Here is a 25,809-nt window from a genome sequence, read left to right on the forward strand (position 1 = left end):
TCTGGACGCCACGCGGTAACGTGCGGCGCATTATCTCTATGAGGAAAGCCAATGAGCGAGAAATTAAAAGATTTGAAAAGTACCTGGGTTGATCCGGATGATGCGCCAGAGCTGGATGAGGCGTTTTTTGCCAGTGCAGACCTGTATGACGGCAAAAAACGTGTTCGGCGCGGAAGACCATCATCCGATAAGCCAACTAAACAATCCGCCACTATCCGGTACTCCCCGGAGGTCATCGCCGCATTCCGCTCAACCGGACGTGGATGGCAAACACGCATGGATGCCGCCCTCAAGGACTGGCTGAAGCAGCACAACCCGGCGGATGTCAAAATCTGATCGTACCTACCCACCCGCCGGTGGGCGATTAATCGTTGATCAATGCTCATGCTAGCCTCCTGAAACGGGCGTTGAACACAACCAAGGCCGCGTTAATCGTCCAGCCATAGGCCGGTTCAGTTCGCTGATAGGTAATCCGTTGCCTCTCTGCACTCGTCGCAACCACACGCACGGTATGCTCATACACGTCTTGGTACAGATGGCCGACTCGCGGATACTTAGCCATGATCCCCCCTCCCGTAAAACGCCCCCCAGGCGATACCCACCGCCTCGCGGCTGACGACAGACGGCCAACCACAACGTACTCTGTCTGAACGACGCTAGCGGGAACAGGGACTGGAGACACAAAAACTGCTGGGACATAAATCACAGAAAATGACGGATAAATATAACGATGACCGAGGGAAAGCATGGATGGTTATTGCCGTTTAGCAGCGAGCTCTCTCATCCTAGCTTGCGTTGATATGAGCACCCTAAAGTTGATTATTTTTTGCACGGTTTTGGGGAAGAGTTTTGGGGAAGTTTTGGGGAAAGATGTGCAGATAAAAAGCCAACATAAAATTAACAATTTATGTTGGCTATATGTTATCTGAAAAAATCACATGTTGTCGATGATCGCATCGCCAAACTCTGAACATTTCAGCAGCTTAGCACCATCCATCAGACGTTCGAAGTCATAGGTCACGGTCTTATTGGCGATCGCCCCTTCCATACCTTTAACAATCAGGTCCGCCGCTTCCGTCCAGCCCATGTGACGCAGCATCATCTCGGCAGAGAGGATGATCGAGCCCGGGTTCACCTTATCCTGACCGGCATATTTAGGCGCGGTGCCGTGAGTCGCCTCAAACAACGCACACGCATCACCAATGTTAGCCCCCGGCGCGATGCCAATGCCGCCGACCTGAGCGGCCAATGCATCGGAAATATAGTCACCATTCAAGTTCATACAGGCGATTACGTCATACTCCGCCGGGCGCAGCAGGATCTGTTGCAGGAAGGCATCGGCGATCACATCCTTGATCACGATGGTTTTACCGTTACGCGGATTCTTCACCGCCAGCCATGGACCGCCATCGATCGGCTCTCCGCCGAACGCCTCGCGCGCTAATTGGTAGCCCCAATCCTTGAAGGCACCCTCGGTAAACTTCATGATGTTGCCCTTATGCACCAGGGTCACCGACTCACGATCGTTGGCGATGGCATACTCGATAGCCGCTCGCACCAGGCGTTTGCTACCCTGCTCGGAGCACGGCTTCACCCCGATACCGCAGTGATCGGTGAAGCGAATCTTATTGACCCCCATCTCCTCACGCAGGAAGTTGATCACCTTCTTCGCTTCAGGGCTATCGGCCTTCCATTCGATACCCGCGTAAATATCTTCGGCGTTCTCGCGGAAAATCACCATATCGGTCAACTCCGGCTGTTTCACCGGACTCGGAGTCCCTTGGTAGTAACGCACCGGTCGTAGACAAATATACAGATCCAACTGCTGACGCAGAGCGACATTGAGCGAACGAATACCACCACCGACCGGAGTCGTTAAAGGGCCTTTAATCGCTACGCGGTATTCACGGATCAACGCCAGCGTTTCATCAGGCAGCCATACGTCTTGGCCGTAAACGTGGGTCGCTTTCTCACCGGTGTAGATCTCCATCCAAGCGATCTTGCGCTCACCGTGATATGCCTTAGCAACGGCGGCATCGACTACGTTGATCATCGCCGGCGTCACATCGACCCCAATGCCATCCCCTTCGATAAACGGAATGATGGGCTGTGCCGGAACGTTCAGTTTTCCCTGCGCGTCAACACTAATTTTCTGCCCTTCAGCCGGCACCACGACTTTACTTTCCATTAACTTCTCCCTCCGCGTAACTTGCTTAGGTTTCGCCCGCACCTTGCAGGAATCAACCGGTTGATTTAATAAATATTACCTCGTGTTTTACCCTATTTTTTGTTAATCACCTGTAAAATCCGTGTCAATATTACTTGAATTGAAGGATAACGCCAATCGGAATACATTTTTAGCTATAATCCGTGCGCCATGACGCACAGTTTTGCTCATGCGCCTTGCTAACATCCTATATGGCCAGGAAAATGTCAAAATCAGACCCCAAATCTCGTACACGCCGTCCACAACGCCCGCTCCGTCGTCCCAGTATAGACAAACGCCCGCCGGCACCGCGGCGGGTGGTGATCTTCAATAAGCCTTTCGACGTACTGCCCCAGTTCACCGATGAGCAGGGACGCGCCACCCTGAAAGACTATATCCCGCTGCCGGGAATCTATGCCGCCGGGCGCTTGGATCGCGACAGCGAGGGTTTGCTGGTATTAACCAACGATGGGCAACTTCAGGCACAACTGACCCAACCGGGCAAGCGCACTGGCAAGGTATACTACGTACAGGTGGAGGGCGAGCCGACGGAGTCTGACCTGGCCCGCTTCCGCCAAGGCCTGACACTAAAGGATGGCCCGACGCTACCGGCCCAAGTAGAACGGGTGTGCGAACCGAACTGGCTGTGGCCGCGCAATCCGCCTATCCGCGAGCGTAAGCATATCCCCACCACTTGGCTGAAGATCACGCTGTATGAGGGGCGCAACCGTCAAGTCCGCCGCATGACGGCGCATATCGGTTATCCCACGCTACGTCTGATCCGGTATAGTATCGGTACCCTTACCTTAGAGGATCTGGCGCCGGGTTGCTGGCGTGAGATCGACTGGCCCTGAGGCAACTCACCCCGGTGGCCAGTGAGGAGTCACTATGTTGAAACCGCATGTCACCGTCGCCTGCGTCGTGCAGGCGGAGGGGCGCTTTTTGATCGTCGAAGAGACCATCGATGGTCAGGCGCGTTGGAACCAGCCCGCCGGCCATCTGGAGCCGGGCGAGACGCTATTGCAGGCCGCAGCGCGCGAATTGTGGGAAGAGAGCGGGCTGCGCGCCGAACCACAATCCCTGCTACAAATATTCCAATGGGTAGCGCCGGACGCCACCCCGTTTCTACGCTTCACCTTTGCCATCGATCTGGCTCATTGTCTGGCCGCCGAACCACACGACAGCGACATCGACCGCTGCCTGTGGCTCCCCGCTGAACAGATTCTCGCCTCGTCGCAGTTACGTTCGCCGCTGGTAGCAGAGAGCCTGCTCAGCTATCAGCGCGGGGAACGTTATCCGCTGTCTCTGCTGTGCGCCTATCCGCCCATCCCTTGACGGCCGCGCACAGGCGGTGCGCGCCCTGCGGCAACGTGGTAGACTACGCGTTCGTTTATGTTCCACTCAGACTGCGAGAGTCTCATGTCAGATAACAGCCAGAAAAAAGTGATCGTCGGGATGTCCGGCGGCGTCGATTCCTCCGTATCCGCCTATTTATTACAACAACAGGGGTATCAGGTTGCTGGCCTGTTCATGAAGAACTGGGAAGAGGACGATAACGACGAGTATTGTTCCGCAGCCGCCGATCTGGCCGATGCCCAGGCGGTCTGCGACAAGCTTGGTATTGAACTGCACACCGTCAACTTCGCCGCCGAGTACTGGGACAATGTCTTCGAGTTGTTCTTGCAGGAGTACCGTGCCGGACGCACGCCTAACCCGGACATCCTGTGCAACAAAGAGATCAAATTTAAGGCTTTCCTAGAGTTCGCCGCCGAAGATCTGGGAGCCGACTACATCGCCACCGGCCACTACGTGCGCCGGCGTGACATCGACGGTACCACCCAGTTACTGCGCGGCGTGGATGCCAACAAAGATCAGAGCTATTTTCTCTATACCCTTAGCTACCAGCAAGTAGCACAGAGCCTGTTCCCGGTCGGTGAGCTGGAGAAACCCGAGGTACGGCGCATTGCCGCCCAGTTGGATCTGGCAACGGCCAAGAAGAAAGACTCTACCGGCATCTGCTTCATCGGCGAGCGCAAGTTCCGCGACTTCCTCGGGCGTTATCTGCCGGCGCAGCCAGGTAAGATCATCACTGTCGATGGCCAGACGATCGGCGAGCACCAGGGGTTAATGTACCACACGCTGGGCCAACGCAAGGGGCTGGGTATCGGCGGCACGAAAGACGGTAACGAGGAACCATGGTATGTGGTGGATAAAGATGTGGCCAATAACGTGCTAGTGGTCGCCCAGGGGCATGATCATCCGCGCCTGTTCTCCAATGGCTTGATCGCCCAGCAGCTACACTGGGTCGATCGTCGCCCGCTGACCACCGAGCTGCGTTGCACGGTGAAGACGCGCTATCGCCAGGCCGATATCCCTTGCCGGGTGATCCCGCTCGACGATACCCGCATCGAGGTTCGTTTCGATCAACCGGTCGCCGCCGTCACGCCAGGTCAATCCGCTGTCTTCTATCAAGATGAAGTCTGCCTCGGTGGCGGCATCATTGAAGCGCGTCTTATCGATTAATCCGTTCGGCCAGCCGGGGCGGTGAGACACAACTGTCTGGCTGGCTTTACGCTTGTCCCGCCGCGCACTGCACTCACGGTGGGCGGCTCATTGTCCCGATTATGTTACACTCAGAAAAGTCTGAACCCGGTCGATACTGAGTCATGAGTCCGCTGCAATCCCTCGATCTTCTGTATATCAACGCTTGCGTCACCTACGCGACTCTCTCCGTCAGTTACTTTGCGCTGAGTCAGCAGCGGGCGCTCGGTCCCTACTCGCCCTTGCCGGGACGTATCCTGTGGGGGGTGATCGCCGGTTTACTCTCCTGGTACCTCAGCGGCAGCAAAATGCCTGTAAGCGCCCATATCCACTATTCGTTCGAAATTGTGCCGATGATCCTGGTCACTTTTTTCGCGGGTTGGTGCGCCGGACTGACCGCCTGGCTTCTGAACTTCATCACCACCGGAGGTTTTGTTCTCGATAATCTGTTTATCGGCCTGATGCTGGCACCGCTGCTGCTGAGCCGCATCTGGCAGCGCAATACCCTGCGTGTGTTTATCCTGTGCATCTCGCTGGTTGCCCTGTTCCACCTGCTGATCATCGTTCCGGAACTGGCGCAACGCATCGAACTGCTGGATGCGCTGTTGCACCAGGTTATCGCCTACTGTTGCCTGCTGCTCTGCTACCAGACGCTGACCCTAAAACAGCGCAGTATCAACGCCTACTTCACCCTGCGCGAATCCGCGCTGCGCGATCAACTGACCCAAACCTACAACCGTCAAGGGCTGCAACAACAGATCCTGACCTTAGAGCGTGAGCGGCGTCCCTGTTGCATCGCGATGATCGATATCGATAACTTCAAGCAGATCAACGACCATTACGGCCATCTCTGTGGCGATCAGGTTCTGATCACGCTGGCGAAGATGGCCAACCAAACCCTCTCGCCGCAAGACTATATCGCCCGTTTCGGCGGCGAGGAGTTTATCATCCTGTTCACCGGGCTGGAGATCACTCAGGCCAACGCACGCTGCGAACATCTGCGCCGGCTGATCAGCCATGCCCCACTCTATCTCGGTCACGGCCAACGCGCTTGGGTCACCGCCTCCTTCGGCCTGACCCATTTCGACGGCCATTCCAACCTTAAACATGCCATCGCCCAGGCCGATGAGGCGCTATACCGCGCTAAACGCCAGGGGAAAAACTGCATCATCGTCACCTGAGCGATCGGCTGCGACGCCATCGTTTGCGCAGATGTGCGCCAGTTGTCGGTTTCAATCGCCCATGTCGCTAGGTTTAGCGTCGGGTTTATGGCATGATCGGGCGTCAGAATCCCGCATCGGCGCTTCATCGTCGGTGCCTCGCTGCCCGCAAACAGGAGTCAACGTGGCGAAGAATTACTATGACATCACCCTGGCATTAGCCGGTATCTGTCAGTCAGCGCGTCTGGTTCAGCAGTTAGCCCATGAGGGACAATGCGACAGTAGCGCTCTGCGCACCTCGCTGCACAGTATTCTTCAAACCGATCCGCCTACGACCCTGGCGGTGTTCGGTGACCATGAGCGCGTACTTAAACCGGGGCTGGAGACACTGCTCAATGTGTTGAACGCCAACCGCCAAGGACCGGGGGCCGAGTTAACCCGCTACTGCCTGAGTCTGATGCTGCTTGAGCGCAAACTGTATAGCAACCGGCAGGCCCTGGCGACCCTCTCCGGGCGCATCGCTGAGCTCGATCGCCAACTGGCGCACTTCGATCTGGAGTCCGACACCATCATCAGCGCGCTGGCCGCCATTTATGTCGATGTCATTAGCCCATTGGGGCCGCGCATCCAGGTCACCGGTTCGCCCAGCATCTTGCAAAACTCGCTGATTCAAGCTCGAGTGCGCGCCGCCTTGCTGGCCGGTATCCGGGCGGGGATCCTGTGGCAACAGGTCGGCGGCAGCCGCCTACAGCTGATGTTCTCGCGTAACCGCCTGTTCCAAATGGCGCAGAATTTATTGACTCATAGTTAACCTTTCCCAACCCCAGGAGTTGCTACCGATGGAATTATCCTCTCTGACCGCCGTATCACCGATCGACGGCCGTTACGGCGACAAAGTCACCGCCCTGCGGCCGATCTTTAGTGAGTTCGGTCTGTTGAAGTTTCGTGTCCAGGTAGAAGTGCGTTGGCTGCAAAAACTGGCCGCCTGTGCAGAGATCGGCGAAGTGCCGGCTTTTGACGCCCAGGCAAACGCTTTCCTCGACCGTATCGTCAGCGAATTCAACGAAGAGGATGCCCGCCGCATCAAAACCATCGAGCGCACCACGAATCACGACGTAAAGGCCGTCGAATACTTTCTGAAAGAGAAGGTCGCCGAGTACCCGGCGCTGCACGCGGTTTCCGAATTCATCCACTTCGCCTGCACCTCCGAAGACATCAACAACCTCTCCCACGCCCTCATGCTGCACAGCGCGCGTGAAGATGTATTGAAGCCGACCTGGCGCCAACTGATCGCGACCATTCAGGGCTTGGCACAGACGTACCGTGACATCCCGTTGATGGCGCGTACCCATGGTCAACCAGCTACCCCGACTACCGTCGGCAAAGAGTTCGCTAACGTCGCCTACCGTCTGGAGCGCCAGTTGCGTCAACTGTCTCAAGTCGAGATCCTGGGCAAGATCAACGGGGCCGTCGGTAACTACAACGCCCACCTGGCGGCCTACCCGCAGATCGATTGGCACGCCTTTAGCGAAAGCTTCGTCACCTCGCTGGGTATTCAGTGGAACCCCTACACCACCCAGATCGAGCCGCACGACTATATCGCCGAGTTGTTTGACTGCGTCGCCCGCTTCAACACTATTCTGATCGACTTCGATCGCGACCTGTGGGGCTATATCGCGCTGAACCACTTCAAGCAAAAGACCATCGCTGGTGAAATCGGCTCGTCAACCATGCCGCACAAGGTCAACCCGATCGACTTCGAAAACTCCGAAGGCAACCTCGGCTTGTCCAATGCCCTGCTCGGCCACCTGGCCGCCAAACTGCCCGTCTCCCGCTGGCAGCGCGATCTGACCGACTCCACGGTACTGCGCAACCTGGGAGTTGGCCTGGGATATGCGCTGATCGCCTATGCGGCGACCCTGAAGGGATTGAGCAAGCTGGAGGTTAATCACGATCACCTGCTGGACGAGCTGGATCATAACTGGGAGCTGCTGGCCGAACCGGTACAGACGGTCATGCGCCGCTATGGTATCGAGAAACCGTACGAGAAGCTGAAAGAGCTGACGCGCGGTAAACGTGTCGATGCCGCTGGGATGCAGCGCTTCATCGACGGCCTGGCATTGCCGGAAGCGGAGAAGCAGCGGCTGAAGGCGATGACGCCGGCCTCTTATCTCGGCGCCGCCAGCCAACTGGTCGATAAGCTGAAGTAATCGATTCGCCTGATGTTCACTTTTGCGCCATCTGCCGCCTGCGGATGGCGCAAATTCCCCTCCACGACGCGCTTTCTGTCACAGCATACCGACTTTTTACTTCTGCCTCGCCCCGCCAGCGATTACACTGGGATCATCCAATACAGCTTATGATTGATGCCGAACGCTATGAGTGCCGATCCAACTCCACTGCTACACAAGCTCCGTGATGACCTCGCTCAACCTGGCTCCATGCCCATTTATCTACGTTTCAACGAGTCCATCCGCCAAGCCATCGCTCAGGGGATGTTGCAACCGGGCGACTTTCTGCCTAGCGAACGTGCCTTCACCGAAGCGTTGAAGATCTCACGCATCACGGTACGCAAGGCGTTAGCCTGCCTGGAACAAGATGACATCATCGGGCGCGGACGTGGCTTTGGTACCCAGATCAAACAGGTGCCGGTGCCAGCGCTGGCCTATTCGCTCACCAATATCAAAGGCTTCTCCGATGAGGTCGCCATGCTGGGCCATACACCTGGCACCCGTTGGCTGTCACGGGAACTGGTGCCGGCATCCGCCACCATCGCCGAAAAACTGGCGCTGCCTATCGACACACCAGTCTATCGCCTGGAGCGTATCCGCAGCGTGGATGGCGAGAATCTCTCGCTGGCCATCTCTTACGTGGTGCGCGAGGCTATCGGTCACTGCAACGAGATCGGCGACTCCTTGTATGCCTATCTGCGCGCTCGCCAGATCCAGTTCGGCCGGCTCACCAGCCAGCTCAGCGCCAGCCTAGCTGACCCCTCGCTACAACAGAAGCTGGGCATTCCGGCGCCGACCGCCATGCTGGTGATCCGTCAATTACTGTGCGATCAGGCTCAACGACCATTGGAATACAGCATCAACTACTGCCGTGGGGATATGTACGAATACACGGCGGAGGATTAAGACGAGCGGGCCGGCAGCGCGGCCCGTGCAACAATCAGCACTGCGCGTGCTGCTGACGTAGACGCTGCAACGCCGTGGCGTAATGCTGCATATCCAGTGGGTTGACCCGCTGCAAGGTCGCCAGCCAATCGGCGCGGATCGCCTGAACCCCGGTGAGCGCCCCGCAAATCGCCGTCGCCATCGCCCCGATGGTGTCGGTATCACCGCCCAAATTGGCGCACAGCTCGGCGCAACGGTTCGGACATCCCTGCGCCAGATCGACCATGGCGATGGCCGCCGGCACCGACTCGATGGTCGAGACGCCGGCGCCGATCAACTGATAGATCCGTTCGCTACCCTGCTCATAGCCCGATGCCGTCTCGCTCACCCCCAGTGCCAGTTCGAGACGGGCGGCCAGCGACGGGCTAAAAGTGGAGGGACGATATTGTTGGGCATAGGCGGCCACGCCGGGCAGCGCCAGGCGGATCTCCGCCCAATTCGCCCCCTCGATCGCCCGCGAGACCGCCCAGGCGATCACTACCGCCCCGGCAACTGCGATGTCCGACTTATGGGTCGGGCTCGAAGCCTGCCACACCTGCTCGACGAATGCCGGCAGCGGTGCCGACGGCAATAGACAGCCTAAGGGGGAGATACGCATCGCAGCACCGTTAGTAATACCGTTATTCTCCTGTGCGGCGATCGCCATCCCGGCCTGCTGTTCGCTCAACGCCTGGCGTGAGCTGGGGCCGAGGATATTGCGCTCGAAGGCATTGAACTCCTCGGCCCAGGCCATGATATTACGCGCGATCAACTCGGGCACCACCTCGCCCTCCGCCTCGATCAATGCATCAGCCAGTGCCAACGCCATCGAGGTGTCATCGGTATACTGCCCGGCGAGGAAATAACAGGCGGCGCTATTCTCTGCCGGTCCATCAAGGAAACGATCGATCCAACCGAAGTGCTGGCGAACCCGCTCCCGCGGCCACAACTCCGATGGCATGGCCAAGGCATCCCCCAACATCTGGCCATATAACGCGCCCAAGATACGCGGCGCCGTCTCCGCTTCGTTACCGCGTTGGGCATCGGTTTGCGTCGCCAACTCAGTCATACTCGCTCTCTCACTCTGTTCGCTCATCAATCGCCAATAGTACCTTAACAATACCAAAAGCAGCAATCATCACCGTTTCGCCGCGCGCGCTGCATCACACCCTGCCGACACAGCGTCTCCCGCCAACGATAATCAGCCAGTTTATCTTGCGTTGACATTAAGGTGTTTATGGTTAGCCCATCTGACGCCGTCGGCAACACCCGGCGGGCAGGTTCAGGGAAAGCGGGCAACGTCAGCAATATTTCATGGACGCTATAGCCACTTTCCGCTAGGGTGAAACCATGCATTTCGGGGAGTTATTGTACCCCCGACACGATAGTGGAAGGATCTGAATATGCGTATCTTAGTCGTCGAAGACAACAACTTACTGCGCCACCATCTGGCGGTACAGATGCGTGAACTGGGCCACCAGGTCGATGCGGCGGAAAATGCTAAAGAGGCCGATTTTTTCGTCCGCGAACAGAGCCCGGACATCGCGATCGTCGATCTCGGTTTACCGGGCGAGGATGGTCTGAGTCTGATCCGCCGCTGGCGTGGCGAGCAGGTTACCCTGCCGATCCTGGTGCTCACCGCCCGCGAAAGTTGGCAGGAGAAAGTGACGGTGTTGGAAGCCGGCGCCGATGACTATGTCACCAAACCGTTTCACCTGGAGGAGGTACTGGCGCGCATGCAGGCGTTGATGCGCCGCAATAGCGGGCTGGCCTCACAGATCATCAGCCTGCCCCCATTCCAGGTCGATCTGTCGCGCCGCGAGCTACGGGTCAGCGACACGCTGATCAAACTCACCGCCTTCGAATACACCATCATGGAGACGCTGATCCGCAACAACGGCAAGGTGGTCAGTAAGGATGCGCTGATGCTGCAACTCTACCCCGATGCCGAACTGCGCGAAAGCCATACCATTGACGTCCTAATGGGACGCTTGCGTAAGAAACTACAGAGTGCGTTTCCGGCGGAGGTCATCACCACCGTACGTGGTCAAGGTTACCGCTTCGACGTACCGGCATGATGCGTCAGCGCTGGCGAGCCTGGAACGCTCGCCCTTTCTCACTACGCACCCGTTTCATGCTGGCCACCGCCGCCATGGTGTTTCTCTTGTCGCTGGCCTATGGCCTAGTGGCCGTGGTCGGCTACGCCGTCAGCTTCGATAAGACCACCTACCGTCTGCTGCGCGGCGAAAGCAATCTTTTCTTCAGCCTGGCTCACTGGCAGGACGGACGACTGACCATCACCCCGCCCCCCAACATGGCGTTGAATACCCCGACCCTGGTGATGATCTACGATCGCGAGGGGCGTCTGCTCTGGAGTCAGCGTCGGGTACCCGCGCTGGAGAAACGCATCGATCACGCCTGGCTGGAGAAACCCGGTTTCTACGAGATCGATAGCAACAAACACTTCAGTAGTACGGTGCTGGGTGATAACCCGCAAATGCAGGATCAACTCAAAGATTACGACGACGACAGCGCCGATGCCATGACCCACTCGGTCGCCGTCAGCCAGTACGCCGCCACCGACCATCTCCCGGCGCTGACCATCGTGGTAGTCGATACCATCCCACAGGAGCTACAGAACTCGGATATGGTCTGGGGCTGGTTCAGCTATGTGTTGATCGCCAACGTCTTGTTAGTGGTGCCCCTGTTGTGGCTGGCCGCCTATTGGAGCCTGCAACCGATTAAAGATGTCGCCAGCCAAGTACGCGAACTGGAAAAAGGGCAACGGGATAGTCTAAGCGAAAATCCGCCTCTCGAACTGCGCGGTCTGGTGCGTAACCTCAACATCTTGTTGAGCAACGAGCGGCAACGCTATACCCGCTACCGCACCACCCTCGCCGATCTGACTCACAGCTTGAAGACCCCGCTGGCGGTGTTACAGAGCACCCTGCGCTCGTTGCGCAACAGCAAGAGCCTAACCATCGAGCAGGCCGAACCGATCATGCTGGAACAAATCAGCCGAATTTCCCAACAGATCGGCTACTACCTGCACCGCGCCAGCGCCCAGTCGGAGCATAGCGTGCTCAATCGCGAGGTGCATTCGGTACCGGCGATCCTCGATGCCCTGGCCTCGGCGCTCAACAAGGTTTACCAACGTAAAGGGGTCGACATCTCGCTGGATATCCCGCCGGAGTTGACCTTCATCGGCGAGAAGAACGATCTGATGGAGGTGATGGGTAACCTGTTGGACAACGCCTGCAAATACTGCCTGGAGTTCGTCGAAGTCAGCGCCTGTCTACGGGGCGATAACCTGCTGTTGTGGGTGGACGACGATGGCCCGGGCATCCCCAGCGATAAGCATGAATTGGTGTTCGCCCGCGGTCAGCGGGCCGATACCCTACGCCCCGGTCAGGGACTGGGGCTGGCGTTGGTGGATGAGTTGGTTGCGCAATATGATGGTAGCGTCACCATTGGCGCTAGCCCCTTGGGCGGCGCGCGCATGTGCGTGCGCTTCGGCCAGCAGCAGTTGGAAAATGATTAATTCCGTCGACGAGGGCACAAAATGCCCTCGGCCTCGGCGGCTGACGGCGTGCCATCCGTTATACTTGCCGCTGTGCCACCAACCATCACAGGATTGCAATCATGGACTATCAGCTCGATCTCAACTGGCAGGAATTCCTGCAAACATATTGGCAAAAGCGCCCGTTGGTTATCCGGCACGGTTTCAAGAATTTCATCGATCCACTGTCGCCGGACGAGCTGGCAGGGCTGGCGATGGAGCAAGAGGTGGACAGCCGCTTGGTCTGTCACGAGGAGGGCGCGTGGCAGGTTGCCCACGGCCCGTTTACCAGCTATGACCACCTCGGTGAGACCAACTGGTCGCTGCTGGTGCAGGCGGTCGATCACTGGCACTCACCAGCAGCGGCGCTGATGCGCCCGTTCCGCCAATTGCCAGACTGGCGCGTGGACGATCTGATGATCTCTTTCTCAGTCCCTGGCGGCGGCGTCGGCCCGCACATCGACCAGTACGACGTGTTTATTATTCAGGGCAGCGGCCGCCGACGCTGGCGTGTCGGGGAGAAAGGGCAACGCCGGCAGCATTGTCCGCATCCGGATCTACTCCAGGTCGATCCCTTCGAGGCGATTATCGATGTGGAGCTGAGCGCCGGCGACATTCTATATATTCCGCCCCACTTTCCCCATGAGGGATACGCCCTGGAGAATGCGCTCAATTACTCCGTCGGTTTCCGCGCACCCAATGCCCGCGAGTTGATCAGCGGTTTCGCCGATCATATGCTGGCGCACGATCTCGGCGCCAACCACTATGCCGATCCGCAACTGACAGCGCGCGACAATCCGGCCGAGATCCTGCCACAGGAGCTGGAGGCTTTGCGCGCCATGATGATCGCCCAATTGAACGATGGTGACCACTTCCGCCAATGGTTCGGCGAGTTCATCAGCCAATCACGCCATGAGTTGGACATCGCGCCGCCGGAACCGCCCTACCAGGCGGGCGAGATCTACGAACTGCTACAGGCCGGTGAAGTGCTGGAACGCTTAGGCGGCATTCGGGTACTGCGTATCGCCGAGGCATGCTACGTCAATGGGGAGCAACTCGACTGCCCGAACTCGGCCGCGCTCGACGCCCTGGCGCGTCACAGCTGCCTGAACAGCGCTCGTTTGGGCGCGGCGCTAGAAGACCCGGCGTTTCTCACCATCCTGACCGGGCTAGTCAATAACGGTTATTGGTTCTTTCAGGACTAACGCTCCCCCCCATTAAGGGGGGCAACACAGGCCGGGGCGCATCAGCGCCCCGCACCATCACACTGATGTGGAAGGAAGTCCGCAGCGGATTAACAGCTGCTGGAGATAATGCGGCACCACCTGACTGGCCGGGCCATAATGCTTCTCGGCAAACTCGCTTTCGACTTGACTCGGCTCCAGATTCAACTCCACGGTATGGGCACCGCTTAGCCGCGCCTCATGGACGAAGCCGGCTGCCGGATAGACATGGCCGGAGGTACCGATAGCGATAAACTCATCCGCCTGCTGCAACGCCTGATAGATCTCATCCATGCCGATAGGCATCTCGCCGAACCACACCACATGCGGACGCAACGGTGCTGGGATCTGGCAGCAGTGGCAACGATCGTCCACGCTCAGATCGCCAAGCCACTTTACTACCTGCCCCGACTGGGTACAGCGCGCCTTGAGCAGTTCGCCATGCATATGGATGATGCGCTGGTTGCCGGCCCGCTCGTGCAGATTATCGATATTCTGAGTCACCAACAGGAAACGGTCGCCCAGCACCTGCTCCAAGCGAGCCAGCGCCAGATGGGCGGCATTTGGTTGGATGGTCGGCATTTGCAACTGACGGCGGCGAGCGTTGTAGAATGCCTGTACCAACGCGGGATCTCGCCGATAGCCCTCTGGGGTGGCGACATCCTCTACCCGGTGCTCTTCCCACAGACCATCCGCCGCCCGAAAGGTGCGAATACCGGACTCGGCAGAGATGCCAGCACCCGTCAACACCACGACGCGCGGTCGATTCATCGTATCCTCTTTATTCATGCCGCCTCCCCATACTATATCCTCATAATAGACCAGCGAGCGTAGGCGCTGATGGCGCAGCCGTTTATTCTTTCTGAAGCGACAGATACGATGACGCGTTTTCATGATGATGATGACTCCTTAATCCGCACACGCCGACCCTCGGGCCGCGCAACGGGCGTCGCTCAGATGCAGGAACGCCGCGCCGCGTGTCCCGCCATCGTCGCCGTAACGCGCCGGTAGGATGCGCGGCGGTGTGGCGACGCGTAGCAGGTGACGCGCAATACGCGACTCCAGCAAGGCAAACAACTCGCTAAAATTAGACAGACCGCCCCCGATCACCACCAATTGGGGATCGAGCACGGTAAACAGATTGGCCAAGCAGATGGCCAGTAGTTCGGCGAAATCGGCGGCGTGTTGCCGCGCGCGCCGCTCCCCCTGGCGATAACGCGCCACAAGCTGGGGAGCGCTCAACGTCTCCCCATGACGCCACTGATACAGCCAAGCGAAGCCTCGCCCTGAGATGTAGTTCTCCAGGCAGCCACACTGACCGCAGCCGCATGCGAGGCGCGGCGTCTCGCGCCCCAGGTAGTCGAGCGCATCCAGCGGCAAGCGCAGATGGCCGAACTCACCGGCCACGCCGTTGGCACCCCGGTAGATACGCCCATCACTCACCAAGCCGCCGCCGACGCCAGTGCCCAGAATGATCCCCAGCACGCTGGTATAGGCCTGCGCCGCCGGATCCCAAGCCTCTGAAAGGGTAAAGCAGTTGGCGTCATTCTCGATACGCACCGGACGAGCGAGACGCGCCGCCAGATCGGCGGCCAACGGCTGCCCCATCACCGCCGGCACATTGGCGCAGAATAGCGTACCGTCCGGGCGTTGCAGGCCAGGGATGCCGATGCCGACACTGCCCGCAGTGCCATAACGCCGATCGGCCTCCTCGGTCAGCGCCGTCAACGCCGCCAGTAACGCCGGGTAATCGTCACGCGGCGTCGCCACGCGCCAATACCCTACCTGGCTGAGCTGTTGGTCGTACACGCCGAGCGCCAGCTTGCTGCCACCGAGATCGAAACCGTAGTACATCGTCGCCTCCATCACTGGCCGCCGCTTAATACCCGCGCCGGATCGATACGACTCGCGCGCCGCGCCGGATACCAACTCGCCAGCAGACTGAGGATGATGGCGGTCAGTAATACCGCCAGGACATCCAGCCACTGTAACTGGCTAGGAAGAAAATCGATCGGGTAAATGTCGCCTGAGAGCAGGCGATGCCCCAGTAGACGCTCGATGAAACGCCCGATCAGAGTCAACTTCAACGAAGCCAGCACGCCGATCGCCACCCCGCACAGGCTACCCAGCAAGCCGGCTAACAAGCCATACCAGATGAAGATGGCGCGGATCAGGCCATCCTTCGCCCCCAGGGTACGCAGCACGGCGATGTCGCCGCTCTTATCCTTTACCGCCATCACCAGGGTGGAGACGATGTTGAAACAGGCTACACCGATCACCAACACCATCGCCAGATACATGATCACGCGAATCATCTGAATGTCACGGAACATATAGCCGTAGGTGCCTTTCCAACTGCGAATATAGACATAGTCGTGGGTCACCTCACCGGCGGCACGCACTACTTTATCGGCACTGAACGGATCGGCCACCTTGATGGCGATCCCGGTCACGCTGTCACCCAGCTCCTGATACTGCTGGGCATCGGCCAACGGCACCAGCGCCAGGGTGTGATCCAACATGCCGCTCAACTGGAGGATGCCGCTCACCTGGAGGCGGATACGCTTAGGCTGTAGCAGCTTCATCTGCGGATCGCTGTTAGGTACCATCACCGTTACCCAGTCGCCACGCCGGACGCCCAGAGCGTCAGCCACGCCCTTACCCAAGACCACCTGTTGACTACCGGCGCGGAAATCCGCCCAGGCGTTATCCAATACATAACGCGGCAACGCACTAACCTGACTCTCCTGGGTGGGGTCGACCCCACGCACCTGCACCGCACGCAGCTGACTGCCATGCTCCATCAGACCGGTGAAAGTGACATAGGGCGCCGCTCCCACCACCCCCTTGACCCGCGCGACGCGCGTCAGAACCGACGACCAGTCGTGGAAGGGCTGCTCCACCGGATAAATCTCTCCGTGCGGAACCACCGATAAGATGCGCTGATCCAGTTCGCGCTCAAAGCCGTTCATCGCGCTCAGGCCGACGATCAACACCGCCACCCCTAACGCGATACCGACGGTCGAGATCACCGAGATCAGCGAAACCATCCCGCCTCGGCGCCGTCCCCGGCTGAAGCGCCGGGCAATCTGTAAAGCCAGCGGCATGCCCATCACTGCGCCTCCATCAGCGTCAGCTCCTGGGTCAACTGACCATCGCGCATCTCCAACTGGCGGCGTAAACGACGCGCCAGCGCCAGGTCATGGGTCACCACCAAGAAAGCGGTACCCTGACGCATATTCAGTTCGCCCAACAGATCGAAGATGGTGTCGGCGGTGCGCATGTCCAGGTTGCCGGTCGGCTCGTCGGCCAACACCAGCGACGGGTTATGCACCAGCGCCCGCGCAATAGCAACGCGTTGGCGCTCGCCACCGGACAACTCCGACGGGCGGTGGTGGGCGCGATGCGCCAGCCCGACCGCCTTTAACATCGCCAGCGCCTGAGGCTGAGCCTGCTTCGGCTTCATGCCGCCGATCAATAGCGGCATCATCACATTCTCCAACGCGTTGAAGTCGGGCAGCAGGTGATGAAACTGGTAGATAAAGCCCAACTCACGATTACGCAACGCCGCTTTGTCCGACGCTGACATGCGGTTGAGCGACTGCCCCTTGAAGATCACCTCCCCGGCGCTCGGGCTATCCAACCCCCCCAGCAGGTGTAACAGGGTGCTTTTACCAGAGCCGGAGCTGCCGACGATCGCCATCATCTCCCCCGGATGAATGTCGAACGAGACATGACGCAGGACATCGGTACTTAGCTTGCCCTCCTGATAGCTCTTGCTCAGGTCGTTGCACTGCAACAGGATGGGCGTCGGGGATGAAGGGTTACTCATAACGTAATGCCTCGGCAGGATGAACGGCGGCGGCGCGCCATGACGGATAAAGCGTTGACAACAGGGAAAGCAGCATGGCAACCAGGGTGATAGTCACTACCTGGGCGGCATGAATGTCTACCGGTAGCGTACCGCCGCCAAGCATATCGCCCAGCCATGGCAGTAGGGTATTCAGTTGGCTGGCCAGCAACGCCCCCAACAGGGCGCCCAACAGCGAGCCGATGATGCCGGCGCTGGCCCCCTGCACCATGAAGACGCTCATGATCTGGCGCCGGGTCAGCCCTTGGGTTTGCAAAATGGCTACCTCCCCCTGTTTCTCCATCACCAGCAGCCCCAGAGAGGTGATGATGTTAAAGGCGGCGACGGCGACGATCAGGCTTAACAGCAGCCCCATCATGTTCTTCTCCATCTTCACCGCCTGGAACAGTTCGCCCTTCCGCGCCCGCCAGTCTTGCCACACGAGGCCATCAGGCAACGGATGTGCCACCAGCGCTTCGATGTCCAGCGGACGTTGCATAAACAGGCGCCAGCCGCTGATATGCCCCAACGGGTAGCGCATTAGGCGCGAGGCATCCTGCTGGTTGACCAGCAACTGCGTCTGATCCACCTCGCTATCGGCGTTAAAGGTGCCGATCACGGTGAAGATGCGCTGGCTGGGAATACGCCCCATCGGGGTAAACTGGCTGGCGCTCGGCACCATCAGGCGTACCCGGTCGCCCGCCTTGACGCCAAGGGAGGCGGCTAACTGGCTGCCGAGAATGGCGCGGTACTGACCCGGCTGTAACTGTTGCTGACTGACGCCGCTGAGATAGCGATCCAACGGATCGGCCTCCTGTGGGTTAACGCCGATCATCACGCCTACCCCAACGCTGTGTGGGCTTTGCAACACCACATCACCGCTGGTCAGCGGCGCGACGCGCGTCACGCCGGGCAACCCGCTCAGCAACGAGGCCGGGTAGTGGGTGGGATCCAACTCGCCTTGCGGCGTGGTGACCAGCGCCTGCGGCATCAGGCTGAGGATGCTCTGCTCCAGATCACGCTCAAAGCCGTTCATCACCGACAACACGGTGACCAACGCCATCACGCCCAATGTGATGCCGATAGTGGATAACCAGGAAACAAACCGACCGAAGCGGTCCGAAGCGCGCCCGCGCATGTAACGCAGGCCAATAAATAGGGCGACAGGTTGATGCATGGCTCTCTTTCTTGCAATGCGCAAAGTGATTGGCAAGTATATGTCTGTGAACAGGTTACCACAATGGGCATCGCGACGCCCGCCAGCGGTATCGCGTCATGGCGCGCGCATGTCGCGCCACGAGCATATAGTGGTATTATCTATGCTGACATCCGTATTGCTCCCCAGCGCGGGACACGACGTACACGAGATCCGCTAACGCCCTATGTCTGAACAATATCGACTTACCCTGCCAGAACGCTACCCGTTGCCGGCCCGCGCCGGCGATGTCCGCCAACTGGGCCAGCTCAGCGGCTCGGCCTGCGCCTTGGAATGCGCCGAGATCGCCGCACGCCATCCCGGGGCGGTGATGCTGGTGGTGCCCGACATGCAGACCGCGCTCCGTCTGCGCGACGAGATCCCCCAATTTAGCCGCCAGTGGGTCACCACCCTGGCCGACTGGGAGACCCTGCCCTACGACAACTTCTCACCGCACCAGGACATCATCTCCGCCCGTCTCTCCAGCCTCTACCATCTGCCGGGGATGGAGCGCGGAATCATCATCCTGCCGATCAACACCCTGATGCAACGCGTCTGCCCGCACAGCTTCCTGCACAGCCATGCCCTGGTGATGCAAAAGGGGCAGCGTCTCTCGCGTGACACCCTACGCGGCCAATTAGAACAAGCCGGCTACCGCAGTGTGGATCAGGTGATGGAGCATGGCGAGTTCGCCACCCGTGGCGCCCTGCTCGACTTGTTCCCGATGGGCAGCGATGAACCTTACCGCATCGACTTCTTCGATGACGAGATCGACAGCCTGCGTCTGTTCGACGTCGACAGCCAACGCACCTTAAACGACGTCGAGCGTATCGATCTGCTGCCAGCACACGAGTTCCCGACCGACAAGCACGCCATCGAACTGTTCCGCAGCCAGTGGCGCGAGCACTTCGAGGTACGTCGCGACGCCGAGCATATCTATCAGCAGGTTAGCAAGGGGATCTGGCCGGCAGGGATCGAGTATTGGCAACCATTATTCTTCAGCCAACCGCTGCCCACCCTGTTCAGCTACCTGCCCGCCGGCACCCTGGTGTTAGGCCTGGGCGATCTGCATCAGGCCGCCGAGCGTTTCTGGCAAGACATCGTGCAGCGCCACCAGAGCCGGGGTGTCGATCCGATGCGTCCCCTGCTGGCACCGGAAAGTCTGTGGATGCGGGTCGACGAGTTATTTGCCGCCCTCAAGCAGTGGCCACGCATCCAACTGACCCGTGAGGTGCTCAGCGAGCGGGCCGGGCACAGCAATCTGCACTACCAACCGCTCCCACGCCTGGCGGTCGAGGCTCAAAGCAAGAAGCCGCTGGAAAACCTGCAACGCTTCCTGGCACAGTTCGACGGCAGCGTGGTGTTCTCCGCCGAGAGCGAAGGCCGGCGTGAGACCCTGCTGGAGCTGCTGGCGCGCATTCAGATCACTCCCCGGCTGATCGCCCGCTTGGAGGAAGCCGAACCCGGCGGTCACTACATCATGGTCGGCGCCAGCGAGCACGGCTTCATCAACAGCCCGCTGGGGCTGGCACTGATCTGCGAAAGCGATCTGCTCGGTGAGCGCGTCAGCCGACGGCGCCAAGACAATCGGCGCACCATCAATACCGATACCCTGATCCGCAACCTAGCCGAATTGGCCCCCGGCCAACCGGTGGTGCATCTGGAGCACGGTGTTGGACGCTACGGCGGCATGACCACCCTGGAGGCGGGCGGGATCAAGGGCGAATACCTGATCCTCAGTTATGCCGGCGATGCCAAGCTCTATGTACCGGTCTCTTCCCTGCATCTGCTAAGCCGCTACGCCGGCGGTGCCGACGAAAGCGCGCCTCTGCACCGCCTAGGGGGCGACGCCTGGACGCGTGCACGCCAGAAAGCGGCGGAGAAAGTGCGTGATGTGGCCGCCGAGCTGTTGGACATCTACGCCATGCGCGCCGCCAAGGCGGGCTTCGCCTTCCACCACGACCGTGAAGCCTATCAACTGTTCTGTCAGGGCTTCCCGTTCGAAACCACGCCGGATCAGGAGATGGCGATCAATGCGGTACTCAGTGACATGTGCCAGCCGCTGGCAATGGATCGTCTGGTATGCGGCGACGTCGGTTTCGGCAAGACGGAGGTAGCGATGCGCGCCGCCTTCCTGGCGGTGCATAACAGTAAACAGGTGGCAGTGCTGGTGCCGACCACCCTGCTGGCGCAACAGCATTATGATAACTTCCGCGACCGCTTCGCCAACTGGCCGGTGCGCATCGAATTGATCTCGCGCTTCCGCAGCGCCAAGGAACAGGCCCAGGTGCTGGCGGATACCGCCGAGGGCAAGGTCGACATCCTGATCGGTACCCATAAGCTGCTACAGACCGATGTGCTATGGAAAGATCTGGGGCTGCTGATCGTCGATGAGGAACACCGTTTCGGTGTGCGTCAGAAGGAGCGTATCAAAGCGCTGCGCGCCGACGTCGACATCCTGACCCTGACGGCGACGCCGATCCCGCGCACCCTGAACATGGCGATGAGCGGCATGCGCGATCTCTCCATCATCGCAACCCCGCCGGCGCGCCGTATGGCGGTCAAGACCTTCGTGCGCGAGTACGATAGCCTGTTGGTGCGCGAAGCGATCCTGCGCGAAACCCTACGTGGCGGTCAGGTGTACTACCTGTATAACGACGTCGACTCCATCCAGAAGGCCGCCGATCGGCTGGCGACTCTGGTGCCGGAGGCGCGCATCGCCATCGGCCATGGCCAGATGCGCGAACGCGAACTGGAGCGGGTGATGAACGACTTCCACCACCAGCGTTTCAATGTGCTGGTGTGTACCACCATCATTGAGACGGGTATCGACATCCCCAGCGCCAACACCATCATCATCGAGCGTGCCGACCACTTCGGTCTGGCGCAATTGCACCAGTTGCGCGGGCGTGTAGGCCGCTCTTACCATCAGGCCTACGCCTATCTGCTCACCCCGCCGCCGAAAGCGATGACCGTCGACGCCCAGAAACGTCTGGAGGCCATCGCCTCACTGGAAGATCTCGGTGCCGGTTTCGCCCTGGCAACGCACGATCTGGAGATCCGCGGGGCCGGCGAGCTGCTGGGAGACGATCAGAGTGGCCAGATGGCCAGCGTTGGCTTCTCGCTGTATATGGAGTTGCTGGAGAGCGCCGTCGATGCCCTGAAGGCCGGGCGCGAACCCTCGCTGGAAGATCTGACTAGCCAACAGACCGAGGTGGAGCTACGCATGCCGACCCTGTTGCCGGAGGAGATGATCCCCGACGTCGGCACCCGCCTCTCGTTCTACAAGCGCATCGCCAGCGCCAGCGACGCGGAGGCGTTGGCCGATCTACGCGCCGAGCTGATCGACCGCTTCGGCCCGTTGCCCGATGCGGCACGCAACCTGTTACAGTGCGCCGCGCTGCGTCAACAGGCGGCGGCGTTGGGTATTCGGCGCATCGAAGGGCATGACAAGGGAGGCTTCATCGAGTTCAGCGAGAACAACCACGTCGACCCGAGCTATCTGATCGGACTGCTGCAACAGCAGCCAGGGGTTTTCCGCCTGGATGGCCCCAGCAAGCTGAAGTTTATCCGCGATCTCAGCGAACGTCCGGTGCGGTTAGCGTTCATCAGCCAACTGTTGGCGGCTTTCGCCGAGCACCGTCTCTAATCGGTGTCTCGCCCTCGGCCCGCGCTGAGGTCGGCAGCAATCAACACAGACGGCCCCGTAGGGCCGTCTGTGTTTTCGCTCATCGAGCGTGCATCATGTCACACGCTGGATGCGTTAGGCTTTCTGGTCGATAATCAGTTGTCCCTTGCTGTCCAGCGGGATCTGCGATCCGGGATCGCGATCCATGCGTACCCGGCCGCGCTGTTCACCGATTAAGTAGGTGACGTCATAGCCCAGCAGACGTCGCGACTTATCATACTCGGTGCTGCAACGCTGTTCGCGGGTGGCATAAGTATCATTCTGCTGCATACGATCCTGGATCTGGTTGCCAGCATAACCACCGCCCAGCGCCCCGAGTACCGTCGCCACATCGCGTCCCCGTCCACTGCCGACCTGATGGCCTAGCACCCCACCGGCTACCGCGCCCAACAGTGAGCCCGCCAGGCGATTCTCATCCTGTACCGGCCGGCGATGCATCACGGTCACCTCACGGCATACCCGACGCGGTGTCTTGATCATCTCATGGATCGGCTGAACCGAGAGCACCCGCGCGTACTGCGGCGCCGTATCAAAGACCTTCAACCCGGCGACCGCCGCCACACTTAACGCCGCCGCCACCCCAATGCCGATACCGGCCAACATGGATTTATTCATCATCTGCGTGATCCTTCTTGTTTTCTAGCCCGGTGCCGCGGCCAATGTCGCGCTACGACCCGTGATGAGCCAAGTGATGGCAGTCAGTGTGCGCAGAGCGCCGGGCATCAACAATCGGAATAACGGAAGAAATGCCCGCCGCGCGGGCAGCGGGACAGGATTCAAGACTATTCTGAGGGGCGCACGCGACGCCGGCGGGATTTCAGCTTCAATTCGCTGATCACCACCCCAATCACGATCAGCGCGGCCCCCAGCAACGCCACCCCCGGCAGGCGTTCGCCAGCGATGCGCCCCACCACTCCGGCCCATACCGGTTCACCGGCGTAGATCACCGTGGCGCGGGTCGGCGAGACACTGCGTTGCGCCCAGTTCATGGTCACCTGAATGATGCCGCTAGCGGCCCCCAACCCCAAGGCGCTGAACAACAAATAGCTTGAACAGGGCGGCAGCGCCTCGCCATTCGGCCACATCAGCATAAAGCTGAGCAACGACGCCGTCGCCAACTGGATCAGGGTTACCCGGCGCACATCCACCCGACCGGCACAGCCGCTGATCAGAATGATCTCCGCGGCGATAGCCAAGGTACTCAGCAGCGTCGTCATCTCGCCGATGCCGAACTCACCGTTCCCTGCCTGCGGTCCCGACAGCAGCAGCAGACCGAGAAACGCTAGGCCAATGCCAATCCAGGCCATCAGCTGCGGCCGGCGTCCGAGGAACAGCCACTGTAACAGCGGCACCAACGGCACATACAGCGCGGTCATAAAGGCCGACTTACTGCTGCTGATGGTTTGCAGGCCATAGGTCTGCAAACCATAGCCGGCGGCAATCGCCGCGCCGATGCTCATCCCCCAGACCAGTTCACGGCGGGTGAAACCATGCAGATGACGCCAGCTTAGCAACAGTAGCATCAGGGTAGCGGCGGCGAAACGTAAGCCGACAAAGAAGAAAGGGCCGCTTAGCGTCATCGCATGGTGCACGATGAGAAAGGTGCCACCCCAGAGCATGGTAATGAAGATCAGGATCACTTCTTGGCGCGAGAGCGTCAGACGAAAAGCAGAATCGGATGACATCGAGAAAAACCAGTCGCAGATAACGGACTGTTCAGTGTGCGCGTCACACCTAACGCGGTCAATAGATAGGTTACAGGCGCCGCCGCGCGGCGCCTGTCGCGGGATTAATGCAGTTTGAGATGTGGGCGGATCACCCGGTTGATGCTATCGACCAACATGCGCAAGCCAGTCTTCAGGTAACCGTGCAGCGCTATCTGATGCATACGGTAAAGCGAGATGTACATCAGCCGGGCGATACGCCCCTCGATCATCATCGAGCCACGCGTCAGGTTGCCCATCAAACTACCGACGGCGCTAAACTCGGAGAGCGAGACCAGCGAACCGCGATCGCGATAGATGAATGGTTTCAGCTTTTTGCCCTGCAACAACGCCAGGATGTTGTCGGCACACAGGCTCGCCATCTGGTGTGCGGCCTGCCCACGCGGCGGCACAATGCTGCCGTTCGCCTGCGGGCAGGCGGCGCAATCGCCGATCGCGAAGATGTGCGCATCGCGCGTGGTTTGCAGCGTCGGCTCAACGACCAGTTGGTTGATGCGGTTGCTCTCCAGGCCACCGATATCGCGCAAGAAGTCCGCCGCCTTGATACCTGCCGCCCACACCATCAGATCGGCTGGGATAAACTCACCGCCTTTGGTCTGTAGACCGTTGCTCTCGGCGCGGGTAACCATAGTCTGAGTCAGCACGCGTACACCGAGTTTACTCAGTTCCTGATGGGCCGCGGCCGAGATGCGCGGCGGCAATGCCGGCAGGATACGTTCCCCCGCCTCGACCAATGTCACATTCAACGCTGCGCTGCTCAGGTTCTCGTAACCGTAGCTCTGTAGTTGCTGGACCGCGTTGTGCAGTTCGGCAGACAGCTCTACCCCAGTCGCGCCCCCGCCGACGATGGCAATATTAACCTTCTCCTCCGGCTTACCCGCCGCTGAGTATTTCAGGAAGAGGTTAAGCATCTCGTTATGGAAACGATGTGCCTGCTGCGGACTGTCCAGGAAGATGCAATTCTGGCTGACGCCCGGTGTCCCGAAGTCGTTCGAGGTACTGCCCAACGACATCACCAGGATATCGTAATCGAGCTGGCGCTCAGCCACCAACAAGGCACCCTGCTCGTCATGGATCGCCGCCAAGGTCACTCGGCGGCTCTGGCGATCGAGCGCAGTCATGCTGCCCAGTTGGAAGGTAAAATGATGCGCCCGCGCGTGAGCCAGGTAGCTCAACGCGTCGACCCCATCGTCCAACGAACCGGTCGCGACTTCGTGCAATAAGGGCTTCCACAGGTGGCTATGGTTACGATCGATCAGCACCACCTCCGCCTTGCCTTTCCGCCCCAGCGAATGGCCCAGACTGGTTGCCAGTTCGAGTCCGCCGGCACCACCGCCGACAATCACGATTTTCTTTTTTGCTGCGCTCAAAGCTCTCTCCCTTGGTAAAAAATGTAAACCATTCGTTAACCGAAGATGACTTCCGCATAACCCAGCGTGGCGGCTTGGCTGACGAAGGTTAATGTCATTCACTGCGGGCACGATACCACAAAGGGTAATATGGTCATA

At 59.5% G+C, this 25,809-nt stretch carries 22 protein-coding genes and 1 pseudogene; 12 read left to right on the forward strand and 11 right to left on the reverse strand.

The features are described 5' to 3' along the window. Positions 1-382: 382 nt before the first annotated feature. Positions 383-562, reverse strand: coding sequence for a DUF4222 domain-containing protein (locus EHO01S_RS01225; protein WP_024522245.1), 180 nt, complete (start codon positions 560-562; stop codon positions 383-385). Positions 563-633: 71 nt separating this feature from the next. On the opposite strand from EHO01S_RS01225, the pseudogene EHO01S_RS19240 reads away from it, so the two are divergent. Further along, a pseudogene (locus EHO01S_RS19240) lies at positions 634-768 on the forward strand (integrase); the annotation flags it as partial. A gap of 166 nt (positions 769-934) precedes the next feature. Here EHO01S_RS19240 and icd read toward each other — a convergent pair. Next, a complete protein-coding gene (icd, locus tag EHO01S_RS01230; RefSeq protein ID WP_024522246.1) occupies positions 935-2,188 on the reverse strand; it encodes an NADP-dependent isocitrate dehydrogenase in 1,254 nt (417 codons plus the stop codon). A 242-nt stretch (positions 2,189-2,430) separates the two neighbouring features. On the opposite strand from icd, the gene rluE reads away from it, so the two are divergent. From rluE to EHO01S_RS01265, 7 genes are all read left to right on the forward strand, one after another. Further along, entirely contained in the window at positions 2,431-3,060 is a 630-nt protein-coding gene (gene rluE / locus EHO01S_RS01235; protein ID WP_232238230.1) for a 23S rRNA pseudouridine(2457) synthase RluE, read from the forward strand. 34 nt (positions 3,061-3,094) lie between these two features. Next, on the forward strand, positions 3,095-3,541 hold the full coding sequence (locus tag EHO01S_RS01240) for an NUDIX hydrolase (protein WP_024522248.1): 447 nt from the start codon (positions 3,095-3,097) through the stop codon (positions 3,539-3,541). 84 nt (positions 3,542-3,625) lie between these two features. After that, positions 3,626-4,729 carry a tRNA 2-thiouridine(34) synthase MnmA gene (gene mnmA, locus EHO01S_RS01245; protein ID WP_024522249.1) on the forward strand — a complete coding sequence of 368 codons (1,104 nt, stop codon included), beginning with the start codon at positions 3,626-3,628 and terminating at the stop codon, positions 4,727-4,729. Between the two features lie 143 nt (positions 4,730-4,872). Further along, positions 4,873-5,928, forward strand: coding sequence for a GGDEF domain-containing protein (locus tag EHO01S_RS01250; protein WP_024522250.1), 1,056 nt, complete (start codon positions 4,873-4,875; stop codon positions 5,926-5,928). A 163-nt stretch (positions 5,929-6,091) separates the two neighbouring features. Beyond that, positions 6,092-6,718 carry a high frequency lysogenization protein HflD gene (hflD, locus tag EHO01S_RS01255; RefSeq protein ID WP_024522251.1) on the forward strand — a complete coding sequence of 209 codons (627 nt, stop codon included), beginning with the start codon at positions 6,092-6,094 and terminating at the stop codon, positions 6,716-6,718. 28 nt (positions 6,719-6,746) lie between these two features. Beyond that, on the forward strand, positions 6,747-8,117 hold the full coding sequence (gene purB / locus EHO01S_RS01260) for an adenylosuccinate lyase (RefSeq protein ID WP_024522252.1): 1,371 nt from the start codon (positions 6,747-6,749) through the stop codon (positions 8,115-8,117). 168 nt (positions 8,118-8,285) lie between these two features. Then, a complete protein-coding gene (locus EHO01S_RS01265) occupies positions 8,286-9,044 on the forward strand; it encodes a GntR family transcriptional regulator (protein WP_024522253.1) in 759 nt (252 codons plus the stop codon). Between the two features lie 34 nt (positions 9,045-9,078). Here the strand turns inward: EHO01S_RS01265 and EHO01S_RS01270 are convergent, their stop codons facing one another. Continuing rightward, positions 9,079-10,131, reverse strand: coding sequence for an ADP-ribosylglycohydrolase family protein (locus EHO01S_RS01270; RefSeq protein ID WP_024522254.1), 1,053 nt, complete (start codon positions 10,129-10,131; stop codon positions 9,079-9,081). A gap of 334 nt (positions 10,132-10,465) precedes the next feature. Here EHO01S_RS01270 and phoP point away from each other — a divergent pair, with 334 nt between their 5' ends. The 3 genes from phoP (at position 10,466) to EHO01S_RS01285 (ending at position 13,826) form a co-directional block, all read left to right on the forward strand. Beyond that, complete coding sequence (gene phoP, locus EHO01S_RS01275) at positions 10,466-11,140, forward strand: two-component system response regulator PhoP (RefSeq protein WP_024522255.1); 675 nt, start codon at positions 10,466-10,468, stop codon at positions 11,138-11,140. Then, entirely contained in the window at positions 11,137-12,603 is a 1,467-nt protein-coding gene (gene phoQ / locus EHO01S_RS01280; protein ID WP_024522256.1) for a two-component system sensor histidine kinase PhoQ, read from the forward strand. Before phoP ends, phoQ begins: the two co-directional genes overlap by 4 nt. A gap of 101 nt (positions 12,604-12,704) precedes the next feature. Next, a complete protein-coding gene (locus tag EHO01S_RS01285; protein WP_024522257.1) occupies positions 12,705-13,826 on the forward strand; it encodes a ribosomal protein uL16 3-hydroxylase in 1,122 nt (373 codons plus the stop codon). A 57-nt stretch (positions 13,827-13,883) separates the two neighbouring features. On the opposite strand, the gene cobB is transcribed toward EHO01S_RS01285, so the two are convergent. From cobB to lolC, 5 genes are read right to left on the reverse strand one after another with little or no spacing between them, the layout of a single operon-like run. Further along, positions 13,884-14,744 carry a Sir2 family NAD+-dependent deacetylase gene (gene cobB / locus EHO01S_RS01290; RefSeq protein WP_162147375.1) on the reverse strand — a complete coding sequence of 287 codons (861 nt, stop codon included), beginning with the start codon at positions 14,742-14,744 and terminating at the stop codon, positions 13,884-13,886. A gap of 9 nt (positions 14,745-14,753) precedes the next feature. Further along, positions 14,754-15,698: an N-acetylglucosamine kinase gene (nagK, locus tag EHO01S_RS01295; protein WP_024522259.1), complete on the reverse strand. Its 945-nt coding sequence runs from the start codon at positions 15,696-15,698 to the stop codon at positions 14,754-14,756. A gap of 11 nt (positions 15,699-15,709) precedes the next feature. Further along, entirely contained in the window at positions 15,710-16,957 is a 1,248-nt protein-coding gene (gene lolE, locus EHO01S_RS01300; protein ID WP_035370157.1) for a lipoprotein-releasing ABC transporter permease subunit LolE, read from the reverse strand. Then, positions 16,957-17,676: a lipoprotein-releasing ABC transporter ATP-binding protein LolD gene (lolD, locus tag EHO01S_RS01305; protein WP_024522261.1), complete on the reverse strand. Its 720-nt coding sequence runs from the start codon at positions 17,674-17,676 to the stop codon at positions 16,957-16,959. Before lolD ends, lolE begins: the two co-directional genes overlap by 1 nt. Further along, on the reverse strand, positions 17,669-18,871 hold the full coding sequence (gene lolC / locus EHO01S_RS01310; RefSeq protein ID WP_024522262.1) for a lipoprotein-releasing ABC transporter permease subunit LolC: 1,203 nt from the start codon (positions 18,869-18,871) through the stop codon (positions 17,669-17,671). Before lolC ends, lolD begins: the two co-directional genes overlap by 8 nt. A 205-nt stretch (positions 18,872-19,076) precedes the next feature. Between lolC and mfd the strand changes: the two genes are divergently transcribed. Beyond that, positions 19,077-22,538: a transcription-repair coupling factor gene (gene mfd, locus EHO01S_RS01315; RefSeq protein ID WP_024522263.1), complete on the forward strand. Its 3,462-nt coding sequence runs from the start codon at positions 19,077-19,079 to the stop codon at positions 22,536-22,538. Between the two features lie 114 nt (positions 22,539-22,652). Here the strand turns inward: mfd and EHO01S_RS01320 are convergent, their stop codons facing one another. The 3 genes from EHO01S_RS01320 to EHO01S_RS01330 form a co-directional block, all read right to left on the reverse strand. Then, entirely contained in the window at positions 22,653-23,192 is a 540-nt protein-coding gene (locus EHO01S_RS01320; RefSeq protein WP_024522264.1) for a glycine zipper 2TM domain-containing protein, read from the reverse strand. 167 nt (positions 23,193-23,359) lie between these two features. Next, on the reverse strand, positions 23,360-24,262 hold the full coding sequence (locus EHO01S_RS17340; RefSeq protein ID WP_035370158.1) for a DMT family transporter: 903 nt from the start codon (positions 24,260-24,262) through the stop codon (positions 23,360-23,362). A gap of 104 nt (positions 24,263-24,366) precedes the next feature. Then, a complete protein-coding gene (locus EHO01S_RS01330) occupies positions 24,367-25,671 on the reverse strand; it encodes an NAD(P)/FAD-dependent oxidoreductase (protein WP_024522265.1) in 1,305 nt (434 codons plus the stop codon). Positions 25,672-25,809 lie beyond the last annotated feature (138 nt).

The sequence above is a fragment of the Edwardsiella hoshinae NBRC 105699 = ATCC 33379 genome (assembly GCF_000474215.1).
GTDB lineage: Bacteria > Pseudomonadota > Gammaproteobacteria > Enterobacterales > Enterobacteriaceae > Edwardsiella > Edwardsiella hoshinae.